Annotated in this window: 14 protein-coding genes; 8 read left to right on the top strand and 6 right to left on the bottom strand. The window is 62.5% G+C overall.

The window, feature by feature from the left end:
- Positions 1 to 21 precede the first annotated feature (21 nt).
- The 3 genes from hrpA (at position 22) to rplY (ending at position 5,357) form a co-directional block, all read left to right on the top strand.
- Positions 22 to 3,948, top strand: a complete 3,927-nt coding sequence (gene hrpA, locus CUC44_RS02020) for an ATP-dependent RNA helicase HrpA (protein WP_100858338.1) — start codon at positions 22 to 24, stop codon at positions 3,946 to 3,948.
- Between the two features lie 83 nt (positions 3,949 to 4,031).
- The gene (locus CUC44_RS02015) at positions 4,032 to 4,895 is read left to right on the top strand and encodes a hypothetical protein (protein ID WP_100858337.1); all 864 of its coding nucleotides are present in this window, start codon (positions 4,032 to 4,034) and stop codon (positions 4,893 to 4,895) included.
- Positions 4,896 to 5,069: 174 nt separating this feature from the next.
- Positions 5,070 to 5,357 carry a 50S ribosomal protein L25 gene (rplY, locus tag CUC44_RS02010; protein ID WP_100858336.1) on the top strand — a complete coding sequence of 96 codons (288 nt, stop codon included), beginning with the start codon at positions 5,070 to 5,072 and terminating at the stop codon, positions 5,355 to 5,357.
- A 166-nt stretch (positions 5,358 to 5,523) separates the two neighbouring features.
- Here the strand turns inward: rplY and CUC44_RS02005 are convergent, their stop codons facing one another.
- From CUC44_RS02005 to selD, 3 genes are read right to left on the bottom strand one after another with little or no spacing between them, the layout of a single operon-like run.
- The gene (locus CUC44_RS02005; protein WP_100858335.1) at positions 5,524 to 6,168 is read right to left on the bottom strand and encodes an MBL fold metallo-hydrolase; all 645 of its coding nucleotides are present in this window, start codon (positions 6,166 to 6,168) and stop codon (positions 5,524 to 5,526) included.
- Positions 6,162 to 7,292 carry a tRNA 2-selenouridine(34) synthase MnmH gene (gene mnmH / locus CUC44_RS02000; protein ID WP_100858334.1) on the bottom strand — a complete coding sequence of 377 codons (1,131 nt, stop codon included), beginning with the start codon at positions 7,290 to 7,292 and terminating at the stop codon, positions 6,162 to 6,164. The genes CUC44_RS02005 and mnmH overlap by 7 nt, the downstream gene beginning before the upstream one ends.
- Positions 7,289 to 8,326: a selenide, water dikinase SelD gene (gene selD / locus CUC44_RS01995; RefSeq protein WP_100858333.1), complete on the bottom strand. Its 1,038-nt coding sequence runs from the start codon at positions 8,324 to 8,326 to the stop codon at positions 7,289 to 7,291. Before selD ends, mnmH begins: the two co-directional genes overlap by 4 nt.
- 355 nt (positions 8,327 to 8,681) lie before the next feature.
- Between selD and CUC44_RS01990 the strand changes: the two genes are divergently transcribed.
- Positions 8,682 to 9,134, top strand: coding sequence for an EamA family transporter (locus tag CUC44_RS01990; protein WP_208621012.1), 453 nt, complete (start codon positions 8,682 to 8,684; stop codon positions 9,132 to 9,134).
- Between the two features lie 106 nt (positions 9,135 to 9,240).
- Complete coding sequence (locus CUC44_RS01985; protein WP_100858332.1) at positions 9,241 to 9,885, top strand: glutathione S-transferase family protein; 645 nt, start codon at positions 9,241 to 9,243, stop codon at positions 9,883 to 9,885.
- An 81-nt stretch (positions 9,886 to 9,966) separates the two neighbouring features.
- Here the strand turns inward: CUC44_RS01985 and CUC44_RS01980 are convergent, their stop codons facing one another.
- Both CUC44_RS01980 and CUC44_RS01975 read right to left on the bottom strand, forming a co-directional pair.
- Positions 9,967 to 11,160, bottom strand: coding sequence for an acyltransferase family protein (locus CUC44_RS01980; protein ID WP_100858331.1), 1,194 nt, complete (start codon positions 11,158 to 11,160; stop codon positions 9,967 to 9,969).
- A 291-nt stretch (positions 11,161 to 11,451) separates the two neighbouring features.
- On the bottom strand, positions 11,452 to 12,645 hold the full coding sequence (locus CUC44_RS01975; protein WP_100858330.1) for a class I SAM-dependent methyltransferase: 1,194 nt from the start codon (positions 12,643 to 12,645) through the stop codon (positions 11,452 to 11,454).
- Between the two features lie 328 nt (positions 12,646 to 12,973).
- Here CUC44_RS01975 and CUC44_RS01970 point away from each other — a divergent pair, with 328 nt between their 5' ends.
- Entirely contained in the window at positions 12,974 to 16,186 is a 3,213-nt protein-coding gene (locus CUC44_RS01970) for an ExeM/NucH family extracellular endonuclease (RefSeq protein ID WP_100858329.1), read from the top strand.
- A 152-nt stretch (positions 16,187 to 16,338) separates the two neighbouring features.
- Here the strand turns inward: CUC44_RS01970 and CUC44_RS01965 are convergent, their stop codons facing one another.
- Positions 16,339 to 17,769 (bottom strand): methyl-accepting chemotaxis protein, encoded by a 1,431-nt coding sequence (locus tag CUC44_RS01965; protein ID WP_100858328.1) that lies wholly within the window; start codon positions 17,767 to 17,769, stop codon positions 16,339 to 16,341.
- A gap of 83 nt (positions 17,770 to 17,852) precedes the next feature.
- On the opposite strand from CUC44_RS01965, the gene yccX reads away from it, so the two are divergent.
- Both yccX and CUC44_RS01955 read left to right on the top strand, forming a co-directional pair.
- Positions 17,853 to 18,125 (top strand): acylphosphatase, encoded by a 273-nt coding sequence (gene yccX / locus CUC44_RS01960; protein WP_100858327.1) that lies wholly within the window; start codon positions 17,853 to 17,855, stop codon positions 18,123 to 18,125.
- A 21-nt stretch (positions 18,126 to 18,146) separates the two neighbouring features.
- Entirely contained in the window at positions 18,147 to 18,896 is a 750-nt protein-coding gene (locus CUC44_RS01955; protein WP_100858326.1) for a CHAD domain-containing protein, read from the top strand.
- The last annotated feature ends 24 nt before the right edge of the window (positions 18,897 to 18,920 follow it).

The following is an 18,920-nucleotide window of genomic DNA, read 5'->3' as shown; positions in this document are numbered from 1 at the left end:
TTTTTATAAGGAATCTGTACCTTGTCTCTCTCTATCGAGGCGTTGCGCCGTCGCTTATCTGCCTGCATGAATCTCGATGCCCGTCGCCTTTCCAGCCGTCTGCACGGGGTCAAGAAGCTGCCAGAGGCCAAACAGGCCGCCGTATTGGAGACCATAGCGGCGGATCTGGATCTCGTCGAGGCGCGCTACCAGTCCCGCCTGGCGGGCGTTCCCAAGGTCACCTACCCGGACAACTTGCCGGTCAGCCAGAAGCAGGCGGAGATCGCCAAAGCCATCAGTGAACATCAGGTGGTGATCATCGCCGGCGAAACCGGCTCGGGCAAGACCACCCAGATCCCCAAGATCTGTCTCGCGCTCGGGCGCGGGGTGAAGGGCTATATCGGCCACACCCAGCCACGCCGTCTGGCGGCCCGCACCGTGGCGGCCCGCATCGCCGAGGAGATGGAGTCCGAGCTCGGTCAATACGTGGGTTACAAGGTGCGCTTCACCGATCAGGTGAGCGAGCAGACTCACATCAAGCTGATGACAGACGGTATCCTGCTGGCGGAGATCCAGCACGACCGCATGCTGACCCAGTACGACACCATCATCATCGATGAGGCCCACGAGCGCAGCCTCAACATCGACTTCATCCTGGGCTACCTCAAGCAGCTGTTGCCAAGGCGGCCCGATCTCAAGGTGATCATCACCTCGGCCACCATAGACCCGCAGCGCTTCTCCCGTCACTTCAACCAGGCACCTATCATCGAAGTGTCCGGCCGTACCTACCCGGTGGAGGTGCGCTATCGTCCCTTGTTTGAAGACAAAAAGAGCGACGGCAAGGAGAGCGGGGACGAGCGCGACGAGCTGCAGGGGATCTTCGACGCCGTCGAAGAGCTGGCCCGGGAAGGGCTCGGGGATATCCTCATCTTCATGAACGGCGAGCGGGAGATCCGCGACACCGCCGATGCCCTGCGCAAACTCAACCTGCGCGACACAGAGGTGCTGCCGCTCTATGCGCGTCTCTCCAATGCCGAGCAGAACAAGGTATTCCAGCAACACGCGGGGCGGCGCATCGTGCTGGCCACCAACGTGGCGGAAACCTCCCTCACGGTGCCAGGTATCCGCTATGTGATTGATCCCGGTACCGCCCGCATCAGCCGCTACTCCTGGCGCACCAAGGTGCAGCGCCTGCCCATCGAGCCCGTTTCCCAGGCCAGCGCGAACCAGCGCAAGGGTCGTTGCGGCCGTGTGGCGGACGGTATCTGTATCCGCCTCTATTCGGAGGAGGATTTCAACAATCGCCCGGCCTTCACGGATCCCGAGATCCTGCGCACCAACCTGGCCTCGGTCATCTTGCAGATGCTGGCGCTCGGCCTTGGCAACATGGAGGCCTTCCCCTTCGTCGAGCCGCCCGAATCCCGTCACATCAAGGATGGCCTGACCCTGCTGAAAGAATTGGAAGCGGTCAAGGAGTTGCCTTCCCGTGATCAGAGTGGCGCTGGCGAACAGGAGCCCAGGTTGCAACTGACCGAGAGCGGCCGCCAGCTGTCGCGCATTCCCCTTGATCCGCGTCTTGCGAAGATGGTGATCACGGCGGCGCAAACCGGCTGTCTGAGCGAAGTCATGGTGATCACAGCGGGTCTGAGCATTCAGGATCCCCGCGAGCGCCCCATGGAGAAGAAACAAGCTGCCGACGAGCAGCACAGACGCTTCGAAGACAAGGATTCCGACTTCCTCGCCTTCGTAAACCTCTGGAATTACCTCAAAGAGCAGCAGGATCTGCTGGGCAGCAACCCGTTCCGCCGCCTGTGTCAGAAGGAGTTTCTCTCCTACCTGCGGGTACGCGAGTGGCAGGACATCCACTTCCAGCTGCGCCAGACGGTGAAAGAGCTCGGCTTTAAAACCAATTCGGAGCCCGCCGACTTCAAGACGGTGCACTGTGCCCTGTTGACCGGCCTCTTGAGCCATATCGGCAACAAGGATTTGGAGAAGCCCGAGTTCCTCGGTGCCCGCAACGGCCGCTTCCACCTGTTCCCGGCCTCCGGCCTGTTCAAGAAGCCGCCGAAATGGGTGATGGCCGCCGAGCTGGTGGAGACCTCACGCCTCTACGCCCGCATCAACGGCAAGATTGAACCCGAGTGGGTGGAGCCGCTGGCGGGGCATCTCATCAAGCTGCATCACAGCGACCCCCACTGGTCGAAGAAAAATGGCGCCGTCATGGCCAAGGAGAAGGTGACCCTCTACGGCCTGACTTTGGTCAACGAGCGGCTCATCAACTTCAGTCGCATCGATCCCGCCCAGTGCCGTGAGCTGTTTATCCGCCGTGCCCTGGTGGAGGGAGATTTCGAGACCCGTCACCGCTTCTTTGGCGAGAACCGCAAGCTCTTGGCCGAGGTGGAGGCGCTGGAGCACAAGTCGCGGCGGCGCGACATCCTGGTGGATGACGAGGACTTGTTCCGCTTCTATGACGCCCGCTTGCCGGAAGAGGTCATCTCGGCCCGTCACTTCGACAAGTGGTGGAAGGAGGCGCAGAAGCAGGATCCTGATCTGCTGAACTTCGAGAAAGAGATGCTGATGAAGGGGGATGCGGCCCACATCAGCGATCTCGACTACCCGAACTTCTGGCAGCAGGGGCGGCTCAAGTTAAAGCTCAGCTACCAGTTCGAACCGGGGGAGGCGGCCGATGGCGTCACCCTGCATATCCCGCTGCCGCTGCTCAACCAGGTGGAGGTGAAGGGTTTCGAGTGGCTGATCCCGGGACTGCGTCACGAGCTCTTGGTGGCCCTTATCAAGTCCATGCCCAAGCCCATGCGCAAGAACTTCGTGCCGGCGCCGAACTATGCCGACGCCCTGCTCGCCAGCATCAGCCCGGAGCAGGGGCCGCTGCTGGATGAGATGGAGCGCCAGCTGCGCCGCATGACAGGGGTGACAGTACCCCGCGAGTCCTGGGATTGGTCAGCTGTGCCCGATCACCTGAAACTCACCTTCAGAGTCGTGGATGACAAACACAAGAAGGTGGCGGAGGGCAAGGATCTGGAGGCGCTGAAAGAATCCTTGCGTGGCAAGGTGCAGGAGACCCTGTCCCAGGTAGCGGACGACGACATAGAGCAGTCCGGCCTCACCCTGTGGAGCTTTGGTGAGTTGCCCAAGGAGTACAGCCAGAAGCGCGCCGGCTTCGAGGTGAAGGCCTATCCAGCCCTGATCGATCAGAAGGATTCGGTCGCCATCCAGCTGGTGGAGAGCCCTGTGGTCCAGCAGCAGCTGATGTGGGCGGGTCAGCGACGCCTCATCTTGCTGGGGGTACCATCGCCCATCAAGTACCTGCAGGAGAAGCTGCCGAACAAGGCCAAGCTCGGTCTCTACTTCAACCCCTTTGGCAAGGTGAGCGATCTCATCGATGACTGCATCGCCTGTGGCTGTGACAAGCTCATCGAGCAGCATGGCGGCCTGGCCTGGGACGAGGCGGGTTTCGAGGCGCTCAAGGAGTTCGTGCGCGCCGAGCTCAACGATGCGGTGGTCGAGGTGGCCAAGCAGGTGGAGGCAGTGCTGACCCTCTCCCATGAGATCAAGAAGCGGCTCAAGGGCAAGATGCAGCTCGATACCGCCTTTGCCATGTCGGACATCCAGCAGCAGCTCGGCAATCTCATTCACAAGGGCTTCGTCACCGAGACCGGCTGGCAGCGCCTGCCTGATTTGCTGCGCTACCTGCGCGCCATCGAGCGGCGGCTTGAGAAGCTCGCCATCGATCCGAACCGGGACAGGGTCTACATGCTCAAGGTGCACAGCGTGGAGGCCGATTACAAGGCGCTGCTCGCCAAGATCCCCAAATCCCAGCTGATCCCGGTCGAGGTGGCCAATATCCGCTGGATGATAGAGGAGCTGAGGGTGTCGTTCTTCGCCCAGCAGCTGGGGACGCCCTATCCGGTTTCCGATAAACGGGTGCTCAATGCGATTGCTCAGTGCTAAGCTGCTATGTGTCTGTTTTCTGAACCATTGTGTGAGGCGTCACGGGATGGGGTCGGTGAACGAGGGGATCAGGAGGGCATAGGATGCTGGGAGTCTGGTTAGGGGTGGCGCTGGTCAACATCAGCGGCTATCAGCCCATCGCGGAACAAACCTGGGTGCAGCTCAATCCGGAGTATTATCCGGTGCACAGGGCCGTGCCTCCCATCTTCGTGGCGTGGCGGGGCAACCAGTTCCCGCCGCTGGAGCAGAAGAAGAAAAACGGCCATTGGCAGATCCTCTTCCCCGCCCGCCTGGTGCCCCCGTTTGACTTGTTCGAGGGGGAGGCCGAGCTCTCCAAGGCCTATCTGGCGCGCCTCAAGCGCATCGACGAGATGGCCTATGGCATGGCGCATCACCAAGGCGCCAGCCCGGCCGTCCAGGTCGCGTCGCCCCTGGTCGATGGGGATTTATCCCCCTTTATTGCCGAGTTCTCCTTGCCCCGCTTCAATGGGGTTGGTAGCCGGTTACCGGCAGCCGAGCCCTTGCTGGCCAGCCTGGTGCGCCAGCGCGCGATTGGGATGCCTTCGCGGGCAGAACCGGTGCCGACCGCGCCCGCCCAGATAGACTCCGGCAAGGTGCAACTGGCTGCCGCGCGTGCGCAGGAGCAGACGACCCTGACCCTGTCGGCTCCGGCGGCGGGAGGTCCCCAGATCTGCCATCAGGTGGCGGCGGGGGAGACGCTCTGGCGCATCGCCAGCGCCCTGGTATCGCAGGGGGCGAACGGGGCGGATACCTACAGCTATCTGCTGGCGCTGGTGGAGGAGAATCGCACCAGTATGGGCAAGGGGATCAAGGTGCGCACCGGCCAGAGCCTCTACTGCCCGCGGGCCGAGACCCTGGCCCAGTTCGATGCCATGAGCCCGGCCCAGCGTCAGCAGCAATTTGCCCGCCTGGAGCAGGGGCGCTAGCCGTTGTGTTCATCGCCTCGACAGTGCCAATGGGCTGATGCGGCGAGGGATTGGGGGGATCGCGGCACACGGCTTGTATCCACCAAGGCCCCATGCTAGTATTCGCGCTCGTTTTGCGAGGTGCTGACCGGTCGCAGTCAACACCATACATTCATCTTAAAAGAGATAACTACTATGTCTTTCGTATTCCAAGCTGAAGTCCGTTCTGACCTGGGGAAAGGTGCGAGCCGCCGCCTGCGTCATGCTGACCAAGTTCCTGCCATCGTTTACGGTGCAGGCAAAGAAGCCGTGTCCATCACCCTGGACCACAAGAAGATCGTTCTGGCTCAAGAGAAGCCGGAATTCTACGAATCCGTGCTGACCATCGTCATCAACGGTGAAGAAGTTAACGTCAAAGTGAAGGCTATCCAGCGTCACCCGGTACGTTACAAGCTGGTTCACCTGGACTTCGTTCGCGTCTAATCGCGTCGGTTCGGTTGAATAAAAAGCCACTCCTCGGAGTGGCTTTTTGCATTCTGGCCCTCAGCGTGGATGGCAAGCTTCGTCATTTGGCCGGATCAAAACAGGCGTGAGTTAAATAGGTCTGGGCAAAAAGAAGGGCGACCCCAGGGTCGCCCTTCTTGTTTCTCTACCAGATGGGCTGGGTGAGATAGGGGTTGCTCACCCGCTCATGGCCGAAGGTCGAACTGGGGCCGTGGCCCGGGATGAAGACGATGTCATCCCCAAGGGGCAACAGGGTCTCGGTGATCGAGCGAATGAGGGTGGCGTGATCGCCGCGAGGAAAGTCGGTGCGACCTATGCCGCCGGCAAACAAGACGTCACCGACCCAGGCGAGGCGCTCGGCTTGGCTCAGCAGGATCACGTGGCCCGGGGTGTGGCCGGGGCAGAAATAGACCTCCAGCTCGCAGTTACCGAGCATCACCTTGTCTCCCTGCGCCAACCAGGCATCCGGGGTGAAGGCCGGGGTGTGGGGGAAGCCAAACATCTGGCTCTGCTTGGGCAGCATGTCGAGCCAGAAGGCATCTTCCTGGTGGGGGCCCGTGATGCGCACGCCGGTCTGCTCGCGCAGCTGGTTGGCGGCCCCTACGTGATCCAGATGACCGTGGGTCAGCAGGATCTTTGATAACACCAGCTCGCGCCGCGCGATGGCGGCCAGCAGCTTGTCTGCCTCGCCGCCCGGGTCTATCAGCGCCGCCTGGCGAGTCTCGTCACACCAGATGAGGGAGCAGTTCTGGGCAAAGGGAGTGACCGGAATAATCTCAAATTTCAGCATGTCGAACTCTTCTGGTTGGCCTTGTTAGCGTGTTGTTCTGCAAAAAAGGCGAGGCAGGCCTGCTTGTCGCCCCTGAAATGCACGCGCTCGCGCTTGTTGTCAAGCTGATAGAGGTACATGGGATCGTAGTAACGGGTCAGCAAGAGGCGGATCCAGGCCAGGTGCAGCTCGGTATTGCCGCTTCTGGCCTGCTCGGCGAGGGCGGCCTGCATCAGGGCATCCAGCTCCCGGTGATCTTTATCCCCCAGGCGGCGCTTGAGGCGCGCCAGGGCCTCGGTCAGGTAGGCGGCAAACAGCGGCCAGCCTTCCTCGGCGCCGTACATCTCCTGATAGCGCTGCCAGAGATCTTGCACGTAATCGATGCGGATCTGCTCGGCACGCTCTTCTTGCGGCACGTCCACCACCACCAGCGGCGCCTGGCACATGGCCTCATAGAGGTTCAGTGGCAGGGCGCAACGGCCGATGAGGCGGCTCTCGTCTTCCACCACGAAGGCGGATTCACCAAGGTGACGGCGCTTGAGCAGCTCGATGGTGAGCTTGTTCTCGAAGTTGATGTTGCTGGGCTGGCCACCCGGCAGCTGGCCGAAGGAAGAGCCCCTGTGATGAGCGTGCCCCTCCAGATCCACCGCCTGGGCAACCTGCTCCAGCATGTGGGTCTTGCCGGAGCCCGTCATGCCGGTCAGCACGGTCCAGTGACACTCGGCCGAGGCTTTGTCTTGAGTATCCATGAGGAAGCGGCGCAGCTCCTTGTAGCCGCCAGCCACCCGTGGACGGGTGACGCCGGCATCAGCCAGCCACTGCTGCACCGTCTGGGAGCGCAGGCCGCCCCGAAAGCAGTAGAGCAGGGCATCGGGCTGCTGGCGCAGGTGTGCCAGCCAGCCTTCCATACGTTCGGCGCGCACATCGCCGCCCACCAGCTGATGGCCGAGGGCGATGGCCGCGGCCTGACCCTGCTGCTTGAAGCAGGTGCCCACCTGGGCGCGCTCCCCGTCCGTCATCAGCGGCAGGTTGATGGCGCTGGGGAAGGCGCCGTCCTTGAACTCGATGGGGGCGCGCAGGTCGATAAGCGGCACATCTTCCAGGAAGATGCGGGCCAGATCCGTCGCCTGGGGCAACGCACTCATTGGACAACCTCGATAAAGCGCTCACCCACCAGCGGCTGCATCCGCCCGAGGGGGGAGAGGGAGAGGCCGGCCTCGCGGGCAATGCTCAGCAGCTCGGCTTCGCTCTCTTTGCCCACCGCCACCAGTAGGCCGCCGCTGGTCTGGGGGTCGCACAGGATGTTGCGGGTGCGATCATCCATGGCATCGAGCTTGTGGCCGTAGGAGTCGTGATTGCGCAGGGTGCCGCCCGGCACACAGCCCTCGGCGAGATAGTGATCCACCTCGGGCAAGAGCGGCAGGGCAGTGAAATCGAGGCGGGCAGAGAGCCTGGAGCCTTCGCACATCTCCAGCAGATGGCCGGCCAGACCAAAGCCGGTGACATCGGTCATGGCGTGCACGCCCTTGAGCGCGGCGAAGCGCTGGCCAATCTTGTTGAGGGTGCACATGGCCTCGGGGGCCAGCTGCTCGTGCTCTGGCTTGAGCTTGCCCTTCTTCTGGGCCGTGGTGAGGATGCCGATGCCAAGCGGCTTGGTCAGGTAGAGCACATCGCCAGCCTGGGCGGTGTCGTTCTGCTTGATGGCATCGAGCGGCACTATGCCGGTCACCGCCAGGCCGAAAATGGGCTCGGGGGCATCGATGCTGTGACCACCGGCGAGCGAGATCCCTGCCTCGTGGCATACCTGACGGCCGCCGTCGATCACCTGCTGGGCCACTTCCGGCGCCAGGGTGTTGATGGGCCAGCCCAGGATGGCGATGGCGACGATGGGCTTGCCGCCCATGGCATAGATGTCGCTGATGGCGTTGGTGGCGGCGATGCGGCCAAAGGTGAAGGGATCGTCGACGATGGGCATGAAGAAGTCGGTGGTGGAGACGATGCCCTGACCGTTGCCGATGTCGACCACGGCGGCGTCATCCTTGCTGCTGTTGCCGACGATGAGGGTCGGGTCGTCAAACCCCGGGATCTGGCTCTTGAGAATGGTGTCGAGCACCTTGGGGGAGATTTTGCAGCCGCAGCCAGCGCCGTGGCTGTATTGGGTGAGACGAATGGAAGACATATTGACCCCTCTTGGTTCACGCTCGCGTGAAGCGGTTCTATATGGGTGCGGCCATCGCATTGCGGGTAGTCACAGTGCGGATAAGCGCAGAAAACGGATGAGCCTGGGTGGCATGGCGGGCAGGCAAGGTGCGCCGCAGTGGGAGCTGGCCCACACAGTGCCACCCAAGGCCACGGGACGGGGCATTATGCCACAAAGAGGGTGAGGGATCCGACCCGCAATTACGGTGGTGATTGGGCTGGAAGGTGACGCTAGGGGCAAGATGGGCCGAGCTGCACACCCCTGTGACGAGGGGGATCCCGTCCTGCTCAGGCTCTGCTACAACTAGCTCACCCTGGTATTGCAAGGCAACAACATGAGCAGCTCGCTGTTTTCGACCCTGAACTGGTTTGGCTGGGCCCTGCTGTCGGCCCTGTTCGCCGCCCTGACCGCCATCTTCGCCAAGCTCGGCGTGGCGCAGATCAACTCGGATCTGGCGACCCTGATCCGCACCGCCATCGTCTTCGTGCTGCTCTGCCTCTATGTGGCTGGCACCCGTCAGTGGAGCAATCCGCTGGCGCTCTCCGGCCACAGCTGGCTGTTCCTCGGCCTCTCCGGGCTCGCCACCGGGGCCTCCTGGCTCTGTTATTTCCGCGCCCTGCAGCTCGGCAACGCCGCCCAGGTGGCGCCTATCGACAAGTTCAGCCTGGTGCTGGTGGTGATCTTCGCCGTCCTGTTTTTAGGAGAGCGTCCCTCCCTGCGGGAATGGTGCGGCATCGCCCTCATCGCCGGGGGCGTCATGGTGCTCGCCTTCAAGGAGCAGGGATAGTGGGGGGATCTACCATTGACGACATATTTATCTGCCTGGATTGGATTTAATGAATGAAGTGCACTGTTTATTGGATAAACGCAACGAAACATAAGGATCCGGTGATATGAAGCTCTATGCCCATCCCTTCTCGTCCTACAGCCAGAAGGTGTTGATAGCTCTCTATGAGAACGCACTCACCTTCGAGTACCACAACCTGGAATCCCCGACGGTGAAGGCCGAGCTCGCCAGCCTCTGGCCCCTCAAGCGCTTCCCCGTGCTGGTGGATCAGGGTCATACCCTGCTCGAGAGCAGCACCATCATCGAATACCTGCAGTTGCAGCACCCGGGCCCCAGTACTCTGGTGCCCACGGGGGAGGCGGGCATAGAGGTACACATGCTGGATCGGCTGTTCGACAACTATGTGATGACCCCCATGCAGAAGGTGGTGCTGGACAAGCTGCGCCCGGCGACCGAGTACGACGGTTTCGGGGTCGCCGAGGCGCGGACCGTGCTGGACAAGATCTATCCCTGGCTCGATGAGCGCCTGCGTGGGCGCACCTGGGCGGCGGGGGAGCACTTCACCCTGGCCGACTGCGCCGCCGCGCCCTCGCTCTTCTACGCGGACTGGGCTCACGAGATCCCGCCGGCTTGCTCCCAGCTTCGGGCCTATCGCGCCCGCCTGCTGGCCCACCCCAGCGTCGCCCGGGTGGTGGATGAGGCCAGACCCTATCGTCACTACTTCCCCCTGGGGGCGCCCCAGCGGGACTGAGGTGTAAAGTCTCAATAAAAAAACAGGCCCGCATGGATTGCGGGCCTGTTGTATGGCGCAGGGAAACACGGTGACGCCGATTTACTCCCCTTGCTTCACTGGTCGTGGCCACAGTCGCTTGACGCCCTGCCAGCGGCGCAGCCTGCGCTGCATCGGCCGCTCAAACCCGATGTAGCTCAGCCAGGAAATGCCGAGCAGCAGCACCAGCATCAACAGAGTCGCGAGCAGCCCCAGCAAGGGGTTGGTCTGGGCATACCACCAGTCGGTGAGGCCGGGAGCCAGATAGTGGATGAGCTCTACACCTGTGAGCAGCACCAGGACGTGCCAGAGATAGAGGGAGTAGGAGAGATCCCCGAGCCAGTTGGTGACGCGGTTGTCGAGCAGGCGCAGCAGCGGGCTCTGGCGCGCGCCTTGCGCCGCGGCAATCCAGATCAGCAGCACATAGGAGCCAATCAGCAGCAGGGTCAATGGCGCCGTCATGGTGAATTGCAGCAGCACCCAGGGCAGGGCAAAGGCCAGCAAGAGCGGCAGATCCTGCCCCATCATGGGCAGCTGCCGGCTCGCCTTGACTCTGGGCAGCAGCCAGAGGCCGAGCACGAACTCGCTCACCCCGCGTCCCACCGCCAGCACCCCGCTGGTGACATCCAGGGTGCCCTGGCGGTGAACGATGAAGGCCAGCACCGTGAAGGCCAGCAGCGGGGCGAGATGGCTCCAGCGGCTGCGGATAAGCGCGAGTGGAATGAGCAGCGGGAACAGCAGGTAGCTTATCCACTCCACGCTCAGGGACCAGGCGGCGAAGTTCCAGGTCAAGCCATGATCCGTCACCACCTGCAACAGCAAGAGGGCGCTCGGCAGGGCCTCCACCGGGGTGAAGGGGGAGCCGAAGGGCTGCATGCCCTCCCACTCCCACATCTTGAACAGGGGGCCAGCAAAGAAGCCTATCTGATGCTGGGCCTTGTAGAGCTCCCAGCCAACCAGCAGCAACAGGGTGAGCAGGTAGAGGGGGTAGACCCGGGTGAGCCGCAGCCAGAGGAAGCGGCCATAGCCGATGGTGCGATTAGGGCCAGCGCAGGCCTGCCCATAGACGTGGGCCAGCACCAGCCCGCTCAGGATGAAGAAGAGATCGACCCAGAGGTAGCCGTTCTCGATGAGTTGTGTCACCTCGGCGATGGGCTCCTTCCACTGGGGAAACAGCAGCAGCCTGGCGTGGAACAGCACCACCATCAGGGCAGCAATGCCCCGCAGCGGCGTTAACAGCGGCAATGATTGATTCATGTTGGGACCCTTGTGATGTTCAGCTTGGCCTGACATCGTTTTTGTTGTTGTGCAGGCCCTTGGGCCCGCAGCCTCGACTCATGGCGGTCACAGGCGGGATCACAGTACGCAAAAGAGAGTCATATGGATGTGATTTTTATCATAAATATGCATTGATGAAGAAAAAACAGGCAGGGCTGGAGAGATGTATGTGCGTGAGGACGGGAGAAGGTGGACGCATAAAAAACAGGCCCGCATGGATTGCGGGCCTATTTGATCAGGGAGTTGGTGCTTTAACCGATCAGGAGAGGATCAGCGGGCGCGTACCACCAGCCCCTTGAGGTAGAAGCCTTCCGGGTAGGCGGTGCCTATGGGGTGATCGGACGCCTGGGACAGGAGCTCCAGGATCTGGGCATCGCGACCGGCGTCGAGCGCCGCATCTGCCACGATCTTCTGGAACAGGCTCTGCTCCATCAGGCCGGAGCAGGAGTAGGTCAAGAGCACGCCGCCCGGTGCCAACAGCTGGAACGCCAGCATGTTGATGTCCTTGTAACCGCGGCAGGCGCCCAGCAGCTGGGCCTTGCTCTCGGCGAACTTCGGCGGATCCAGCACTATGACGTCGAACTTCTCGCCCTTCTCGCGGTATTCCCGCAGCAGCTTGAACACGTCGTGGCGCACGAACTGGGTGCTGCTGGTATCCAGACCGTTCAGCTCGGCGTTCTGGCGGGCGATGTCCAATGCGTTCTGGGAGAGATCCACGTTGACCACTTCCTTGGCGCCACCCTTGAGGGCATAGACACCGAAACCACCGGTATAGCAGAAGCAGTTGAGAACCCGCTTGCCTTCAGTGTATTTCGCTGCCGCCTGGCGGTTGTCCCGCTGATCCAGGTAGAAACCCGTCTTGTGACCGTTACGAATGTCTACCAGGATCTTGACGCCGCCGTTCTCCTCGATGACCACGGGTTCGGTCGGGGTCTCGCCATAGATGACGCCGGTTCGCTCCTTCAGCCCTTCCTTCTTGCGCACCGCCACGTCGGAGCGCTCATAGATGCTGCACTCGGGGTAGAGGGTGCGCAGGGCCTGGGTGATGAGCTCGCGCTGAAACTCGGCGCCGGCAGAGAGAATTTGGCACACCAGGAAATCGGCGTAGCGATCTATGGTCAGACCCGGCAGACCGTCGGACTCGGCGGCGCAGAGGCGATAGCCGGTGAGGCCCTGGCGCTTGATCAGGGGATCACGGGACTCCTGGGCGTACTTGAGGCGACGGATGAAGAAGTCCAGATCGACGGTCTCGTCCTTGTCGAAGGTCCAGACCCGGGCGCGGATCTGGGAGCTGCCGGACCAGGCGCCGCGGGCGAGCCACTTGCCATCGTTGGAATAGATCTCGACGGTGTCGCCATCGATGGGGGTGCCTTGCACCTTGTCGATCCCCTTGGAGAAGATCCAGGGATGACGGCGCAGCAGGGACTTTTCGCGGCCTTTGACGAGATAGATGGAAGCGCTCATGGGATGTTACCGATGCCAGGAATTAGAGGGGGCGTATTTTAGTGGCAACCCGGGGTTTACGCCAGCCTTGTCGCAGAGGTGGCACATTCGCCATGGTTTCCGGGGTCAGCTCCCTGGGTAAACGGGTTAAGCATGCTCATCAATGCCCGTCATAACCTGTCACTTGCCAGCAACAAAGTTCTGCAATTGTTAGCCAGCTCGCGGTGCCCTCACGAAAAAGCGGGCAGAGTATGTGCGCCGTATGACTCTTTTTACGGCATTCACCCTTGGTGCTGCGATCATTCGATCGCGATTGAACTGGCAACATAATCAAGAAGGAATAACCACGATGTCAGGAAGACATTCCCTGCTGGCCCTTTCGGTCGCCTTGGCGCTGTCCGGCCAGGCCCAGGCTCAGCTGCTCATCACCGAATACCTGGAAGGATCCGGCAACAACAAGGCGCTGGAGCTGAGCAACTTGGGCAACAGCGCGCTGGACCTCACCCCATACCGGCTCGCCCTCTATGCCAATGGCCGCACCCTGGCGGCCGGCCCCACCAACAATCTGGCGCTGCAAGGCACCCTGGCCCCCGGTGCCAGCCTGGTGTTGGCGCACCCCTCGGCACTGCCCGCAACCCTGGCCAAGGCCAACCTGACCAGCGGCAACCTGGTGTTCAACGGCGACGATGGGTTAGTGCTCTATCGGGGGGACGAGATAGTCGACAGCGTCGGCCAGATTGGGGTGGATCCCGGTACGGCCTGGGTCTCAGGCGCCGTCTCGACCCTGGACATGACCCTCAGGCGCAAGGCCAGCGTTAATACGGGGCGCGTGGATGCCACGGCTGCCTTCGATCCCGCCGCCGAATACCTGGGCTTTGCCCGTGACGAGGCGGCCGGGCTTGGCTGCAGCGGCGAGGATAACTGCGATGGCAACCAGCCGCCGGCCTTCGCCTGCCCGGTGGACAGCCTCATCCCAGTGCCCGCCATTCAGGGCAGCGGCGAACGCAGCCCGCTGGTGCCGGCCGGCAAGTTTGAATCCGAGACGGCCTATGCCACCCGCGGCGTGGTGACCCAGGTGGTGAGCGGCCTCTACAAGGGCTTCTTCATTCAGGACCTGCAGGGAGACGGGGATCCGGCGAGCTCCGATGGCCTCTTCGTGCAAAGCAATCAGACCAATGCCGCCCTGGTGCCCGGCGCCGAGGTGTGCGTCTCGGGCAAGGTGAAGGAGTATTACAACCAGACCCAGCTCAGCGCTGATGAGATGACGGTGACCCAGCCCATGGTGGGCCTGGTGCCGGCGGTGGATCTGGTGCCGGTGGCGGGCGAGAGTCTGACGACCCTGCTGGAGCGTCACGAGGGGATGCGGGTGCGGCTGGTGCCGGCTTCCAGCCTGGTGGTGACCCGCAACTTCAGCTTCGATTACGACGGCAAGCGCAACAACCTGGTGCTGGCCTACGGGGCGCCCCTCATCAAGTCGACCCAGAAGTTCCCGGCCATGAGCGAGCAGGCGAGCCAGTGGAGCGAGCGCAACCGGGTGAACCAGCTGGTGGTGGAGACGGATGCCAAGGCGCCGGACGGCGTGCTGCCCTGGTATCCCGCCTTCGATGCCGAGCAGGGGTATCTGCGCATCGGCGATCGCTTGAGCAATCTGGAGGGGGCCATCGGCTACTCCTATGACTTCTACCGGCTGGTGGCGGACAACAAGATAAGCCCGGTGGACGTGGATCACAGCGGCTGGGACAGAGTCGAAACGCCAGAGCTTGCCGCGGCGGGAGATCTGCGGGTGGCGAGCTTCAACGTGCTGAACTTCTTCACGACCGTGGTGGGCGGCGATGCCAATCCCACCAACAGCAACCGGGGCGCCCTGACCGTGGGTGAGTTCGAGCTGCAGCGCACCAAGATCGTCAGCGCCATCACTCGCCTCAACGCGGATGTGGTGGGGCTGATGGAGATAGAGAACAACGGCTACGGCGACAACTCCGCCATCGCCAACCTGGTAGGGGCCCTCAACGCGGCCCTGCCGGATGAGCAGGATCACTACGCCTTCGTTCACTCCCCCGATGACCAGCCCATGGGCACGGACGCCATCACGGTTGGGCTCATCTACAGGCCCGCAAAGGTCAGCCTGGAGGGGGCTGCCCAGCTCATCCCCTTGCCGCTGCAGGTGGCGGAGGCCGTCGACGGTGCGGGCAAGCCGGTCAGCATACGCCAGGGGATGCGTGACTCCCTGCTGCAGCGTTTCACCTCGCCCAAGGGAGATGTGCCCCTGACCCTGGTGGTCAATCACCTCAAATCCAAGGGATCGGCCTGCTACGAAGATTATCCGGACTATGTGACCGCCGATCCTCTGGATGGGCAGGGTCACTGCAATGCCCTGCGGGTCTCCGCCGCCAAGGTGTTGGGGGAGCGGCTCAAGCAGGAGCCGGGGGATCTGCTGGTGATAGGCGATCTCAACGCCTACGGGCTGGAAGATCCGGTGCGGGTGCTGACGGATTACGATCCGGCCGCCCAGAGCCGCCAGATCATGAGCGCCGCCTTCACCCAGCTGGCGGGCCAGCCTTATGAGGAGCAGGCAACTGCGATGGGCAAGGGGGCAGGGCTTATCAACCTCAACACCCAGTTCCACGGCACGGATACCTACTCCTACAGCTATGAGGGGGAGCTCGGCAATCTGGATCACGCGCTGGCGAACCCTAGCCTAGCTAAGAAGGTCGTCGGCATCGAGGATTGGCACATCAACTCGGCGGAGAGCAACTTCTTCGAGTACGGCAAGAAGTACTCGGGTCAGCTTGGCAAGTCAGAGGGGCCGTTCAGCGCTTCCGATCATGATCCCGTGCTGGTGGCCATCCAGTATCCCTTGCCCCCGACCGGTGAGCTGAGTCTCACCACGAGCGCCGCGAATGTAGAGGAGGGCAGTACCCTGACCCTGGCGGTGCAGCGCAAGGGAGGCAGCCGTGGCGCCGCCAGCGTCAGCTGGAGCGTGCAATATGGCAGCGCTGACAGCCAGGATCTGGCCCCTTTGAGTGGTGTGTTGAACTGGTCTGATGGTGATGAGCAGGATAAAACCCTGCAGATCCCGACGTTAAGCGACACGAAAAACGAGGGAGACGAGACCTTTACCCTGCTATTGCAGGACGCGAGCGGGGCGACCCTGGGGGCCCAGTCCCAGACCCTGGTGACCATCAAGGACAAGATCGCCCCCTCGACCATCGCAATGCAAAGCGCTGTGATCAGGGTGAACGAGGGGCAATGGTTGGTTGAGGTCCCGTTGGTGCGCAGCGGCGATCTGAGCAAGCCGGCCCGTGCCCAGCTGGCCCTGGATGGCATGACGGCCCGCTGGGGGCTGGACTTCCTGCCCTGGCTCGGTCAGTCCGTGAGCTGGGCCGCCGGTGAAGGCGGGGTCAAGTCCATCAAGGTGCTGGTCATCGATGACTGGTTCGTCGAGCCCACCGAGCAGTTCAGGGTCAGCCTGTCACGGCTGCAAGGGGCCGAAGGGGGAGAGTCCCAGACCCGGGTCGAGATCCAGGACAATGACAAACCCTGGTGGCCCTTCGGCCGCTAAGACGAGTCGGAATATTGAGATAAAGGGACCCTTGGGTCCCTTTTTATTGGGTCATGACACAACCCAGACTCGGGTCGATATTCACGGGTCCATAAAAAAGGCCATCCGCTGGATGGCCTTTTGCTGTGTCACTCAAATCAGTTTCACAAGTGTCAGATCCGCAGACCCGCCATGGCCTGGCCGAGCTCGGAGGCGGTGGCCTTGAGACCCGAGGTACCGGCGACCGAGGCGCTGGCGGACTCTTCCACCCGGCTCGCCTCGTGGCGCACCTGATCCAGGTTGCGGGTGATCTCCTCGGCGACCGAGCTCTGCTCTTCGCTGGAGGTGGCTATCTGGGTGCTCATCTCCAGCACCGCATCGCTGTGGCTGCTCAGCTTGTCGATGTCTTCCCCAACTTCCGTGATGAGTTGCTGACTGCTGGCGGCGCGCCCGACCGTCTTCTCCATGATGTCGTTCAGCGCCCCGGTGCCGGTCTGCAGCTCTTCGATCATCTGCTGGATCTCCACCGTGGCCTGTTGGGTGCGACTGGCGAGGGTGCGCACCTCGTCCGCCACCACGGCGAAGCCACGGCCCTGCTCACCGGCGCGGGCGGCCTCAATGGCTGCATTCAAGGCCAGCAGGTTGGTCTGCTGGGAGATGGCGTTGATGACGCTGACCACCTCGTTGATGCGGTTGGCGTTGTGGGTCAGTCGTTCCACGGCGCCGGAGGCGTTGCCAATCTCATCGGCCAGGGTGCGAATGGCCGTGATGGTACGCGCCACTCGCTCGGCACCGTTGGCGGCCTCTTCGCTGGACTGGCGAGTCTGCAGCAGGGTGTCGTTGGCGTTGCGAGCCACCTCCCGGATGGCGGCAGACATCTGCTCCATGGCGGCAGCCAGGGAGTCCATGTGCTGGCGCTGGGCGCGGGCCAGGGTCTCGCCGTCGCTGGCATGCTCGCGAAACTCGTCGGCGGCCATGGTCAGCGCCTCGGCGGACTCTTCCACTAGCTGCACTATCTTGTGCTGACGATCGGTGAACTTGTCGATGCTGCCCGCCAGGATGGAGAACTCGTCCCGCACCGGGAAGAAGTTGAGGCGGAAGGTGAGATCGCCCCCCGCCACCGTCTGCAGCGCCTTGTTGGTGGAGTAGAGGGCGCCGGAGACGAAGGTCATCAGGTAGTGGGTGATGAGGGCCAGCAGGGCCGCCAGCACGGCGATGACGGTGAGGGCCGTGCCCTGACCATCCCACATGGAGTAGCGGCTGGCGTCGAGGGAACCTGTGACGAAGCCGGCTTGCCCGGCGCTCGCGCTGACGCTGTAACGATCCCCCTGCTGAGTCAGACCTGGGTTGCCGGTGGGGCTTAAGGTCAACTCGGCGGGCAGGGTGAGGGTCGGTTGCTGGCTCACCAGTTGCGCCGTGGTCTCGACGCGTTGTTTGAGCTGATCCAGCCTGACCTGCATCTGCTGATCATGGCCGTCCGCCAGCAGGTACCAGGTGAGGGCGGCGATGAACAGGAGAGGGCACCAGAAGGTGATGAGAAATTTTTCACCGATAGTGAGGTGAATGAGATAACGGTCAACCCAACGGAATTTTACTTCTTTCATAATGATATAGCGTCCTGCAGGGGAATGGGGGTCGTCCCTATTATCGCCCCGAGGTGGAATTTCTTAAGGGAAAGGTACCGAAAATGGGAGAGCAATCGTTTGTCGTCCGAGTCTGGGGTCAGGTGCAAGGGGTGGGATTTCGCTACTTCACCCGGGAACGTGCCCTGCAACTGGGGCTGCGGGGTCATGCCTACAATCTGGAGGATGGCTCGGTGGAAGTCCTTATCGCAGGCCCTGAGCAGCAGGTGCAGATGATGCTGGGCTGGCTGGAGCACGGGCCGAGAACGGCGAGTGTGACCAGGATGGAATACGCCAAGGCCGCGCCCCCCACGGGGCAGGGTTTTCACACCAATTAGGCAGCGCAAGGAGAGAGACTGATGCCGCAGACTCCATGGCACGAGCAGGCACGCCAGCTCATCGATGAGTATTGGACCGCCGCCCTGGCCCTGCGCCAGCAGGCGGGGATAGACGAGGTGCATGGCTACCGGATTGCGGCCCGTCGCCTGCTCGCCTTACTCGCCCTGTGGCGGCCACTCATCTATCAACCCGGACTCGAGCGGCGGTTGCAGCGGGCGACGAGTACCCTCTCTGCCCTGCGCGATGCCCAGGTGTTCGAGGAGCGCTTTGGCGGTAAACCCCATGCCATCGAGAGACCAAAGGCCCCCATGTTGGCGGTGCGGCTGGAGCGCTGGCTGGAGCGCCTCGGCCAGGTGCCTGCCGAGTTCAATCCCTTGCCGCTCTATCAGATGCAGCTGGCGCTCTGTCTGGCGGATGGCCTGGCCGAGCCCGGACTGGATGGTATGTCTGTCAGCCATAAACGCCAGTTGCGCCATTGGCACAGGCTGCGCTTGATCCTCAAGCAGACCCGCTACGGGGTGGAGCTGCTGGTGGGGCAGGGAGAGGGGGATCCGGCCTGGTTGACCATGCTGGTGGAGTGGCAGAATCGGCTCGGCCAGTTGCAGGATGCCCGCCAGTGGCTCAAGCGGCTGGGGAGCAAGCGGGCGAGCGACAAACGGCGGCGTCAGCAAGCGCAGCTCAAGAGTGCGATCCGCTGCCAGCTGCAACAGCTCGATTGCCAGCAAGCCGAGCTGGTGGGGCTCAGAATGGCGATGCAGCGGATGGCCTGAGAGGCGTTTGTTGCTTGCAAAGGC

The organism is Aeromonas lusitana, from assembly GCF_002812985.1.
GTDB lineage: Bacteria > Pseudomonadota > Gammaproteobacteria > Enterobacterales > Aeromonadaceae > Aeromonas > Aeromonas lusitana.
Note: the sequence above shows the minus strand (reverse complement) of the source record. Positions and strands in the feature narration are given on the sequence as shown.

Coding starts and splice junctions, on each gene's coding strand:
- CUC44_RS02015 (WP_100858337.1), top strand. CDS start 4,032: ATGCTGGGAGTCTGGTTAGGGGTGGCGCTGGTCAACATCAGCGGCTAT.
- rplY (WP_100858336.1), top strand. CDS start 5,070: ATGTCTTTCGTATTCCAAGCTGAAGTCCGTTCTGACCTGGGGAAAGGT.
- CUC44_RS02005 (WP_100858335.1), bottom strand. CDS start 6,168: ATGCTGAAATTTGAGATTATTCCGGTCACTCCCTTTGCCCAGAACTGC.
- mnmH (WP_100858334.1), bottom strand. CDS start 7,292: ATGAGTGCGTTGCCCCAGGCGACGGATCTGGCCCGCATCTTCCTGGAA.
- selD (WP_100858333.1), bottom strand. CDS start 8,326: ATGTCTTCCATTCGTCTCACCCAATACAGCCACGGCGCTGGCTGCGGC.
- CUC44_RS01990 (WP_208621012.1), top strand. CDS start 8,682: ATGAGCAGCTCGCTGTTTTCGACCCTGAACTGGTTTGGCTGGGCCCTG.
- CUC44_RS01985 (WP_100858332.1), top strand. CDS start 9,241: ATGAAGCTCTATGCCCATCCCTTCTCGTCCTACAGCCAGAAGGTGTTG.
- CUC44_RS01980 (WP_100858331.1), bottom strand. CDS start 11,160: ATGAATCAATCATTGCCGCTGTTAACGCCGCTGCGGGGCATTGCTGCC.
- CUC44_RS01975 (WP_100858330.1), bottom strand. CDS start 12,645: ATGAGCGCTTCCATCTATCTCGTCAAAGGCCGCGAAAAGTCCCTGCTG.
- CUC44_RS01970 (WP_100858329.1), top strand. CDS start 12,974: ATGTCAGGAAGACATTCCCTGCTGGCCCTTTCGGTCGCCTTGGCGCTG.
- CUC44_RS01965 (WP_100858328.1), bottom strand. CDS start 17,769: ATGAAAGAAGTAAAATTCCGTTGGGTTGACCGTTATCTCATTCACCTC.
- yccX (WP_100858327.1), top strand. CDS start 17,853: ATGGGAGAGCAATCGTTTGTCGTCCGAGTCTGGGGTCAGGTGCAAGGG.
- CUC44_RS01955 (WP_100858326.1), top strand. CDS start 18,147: ATGCCGCAGACTCCATGGCACGAGCAGGCACGCCAGCTCATCGATGAG.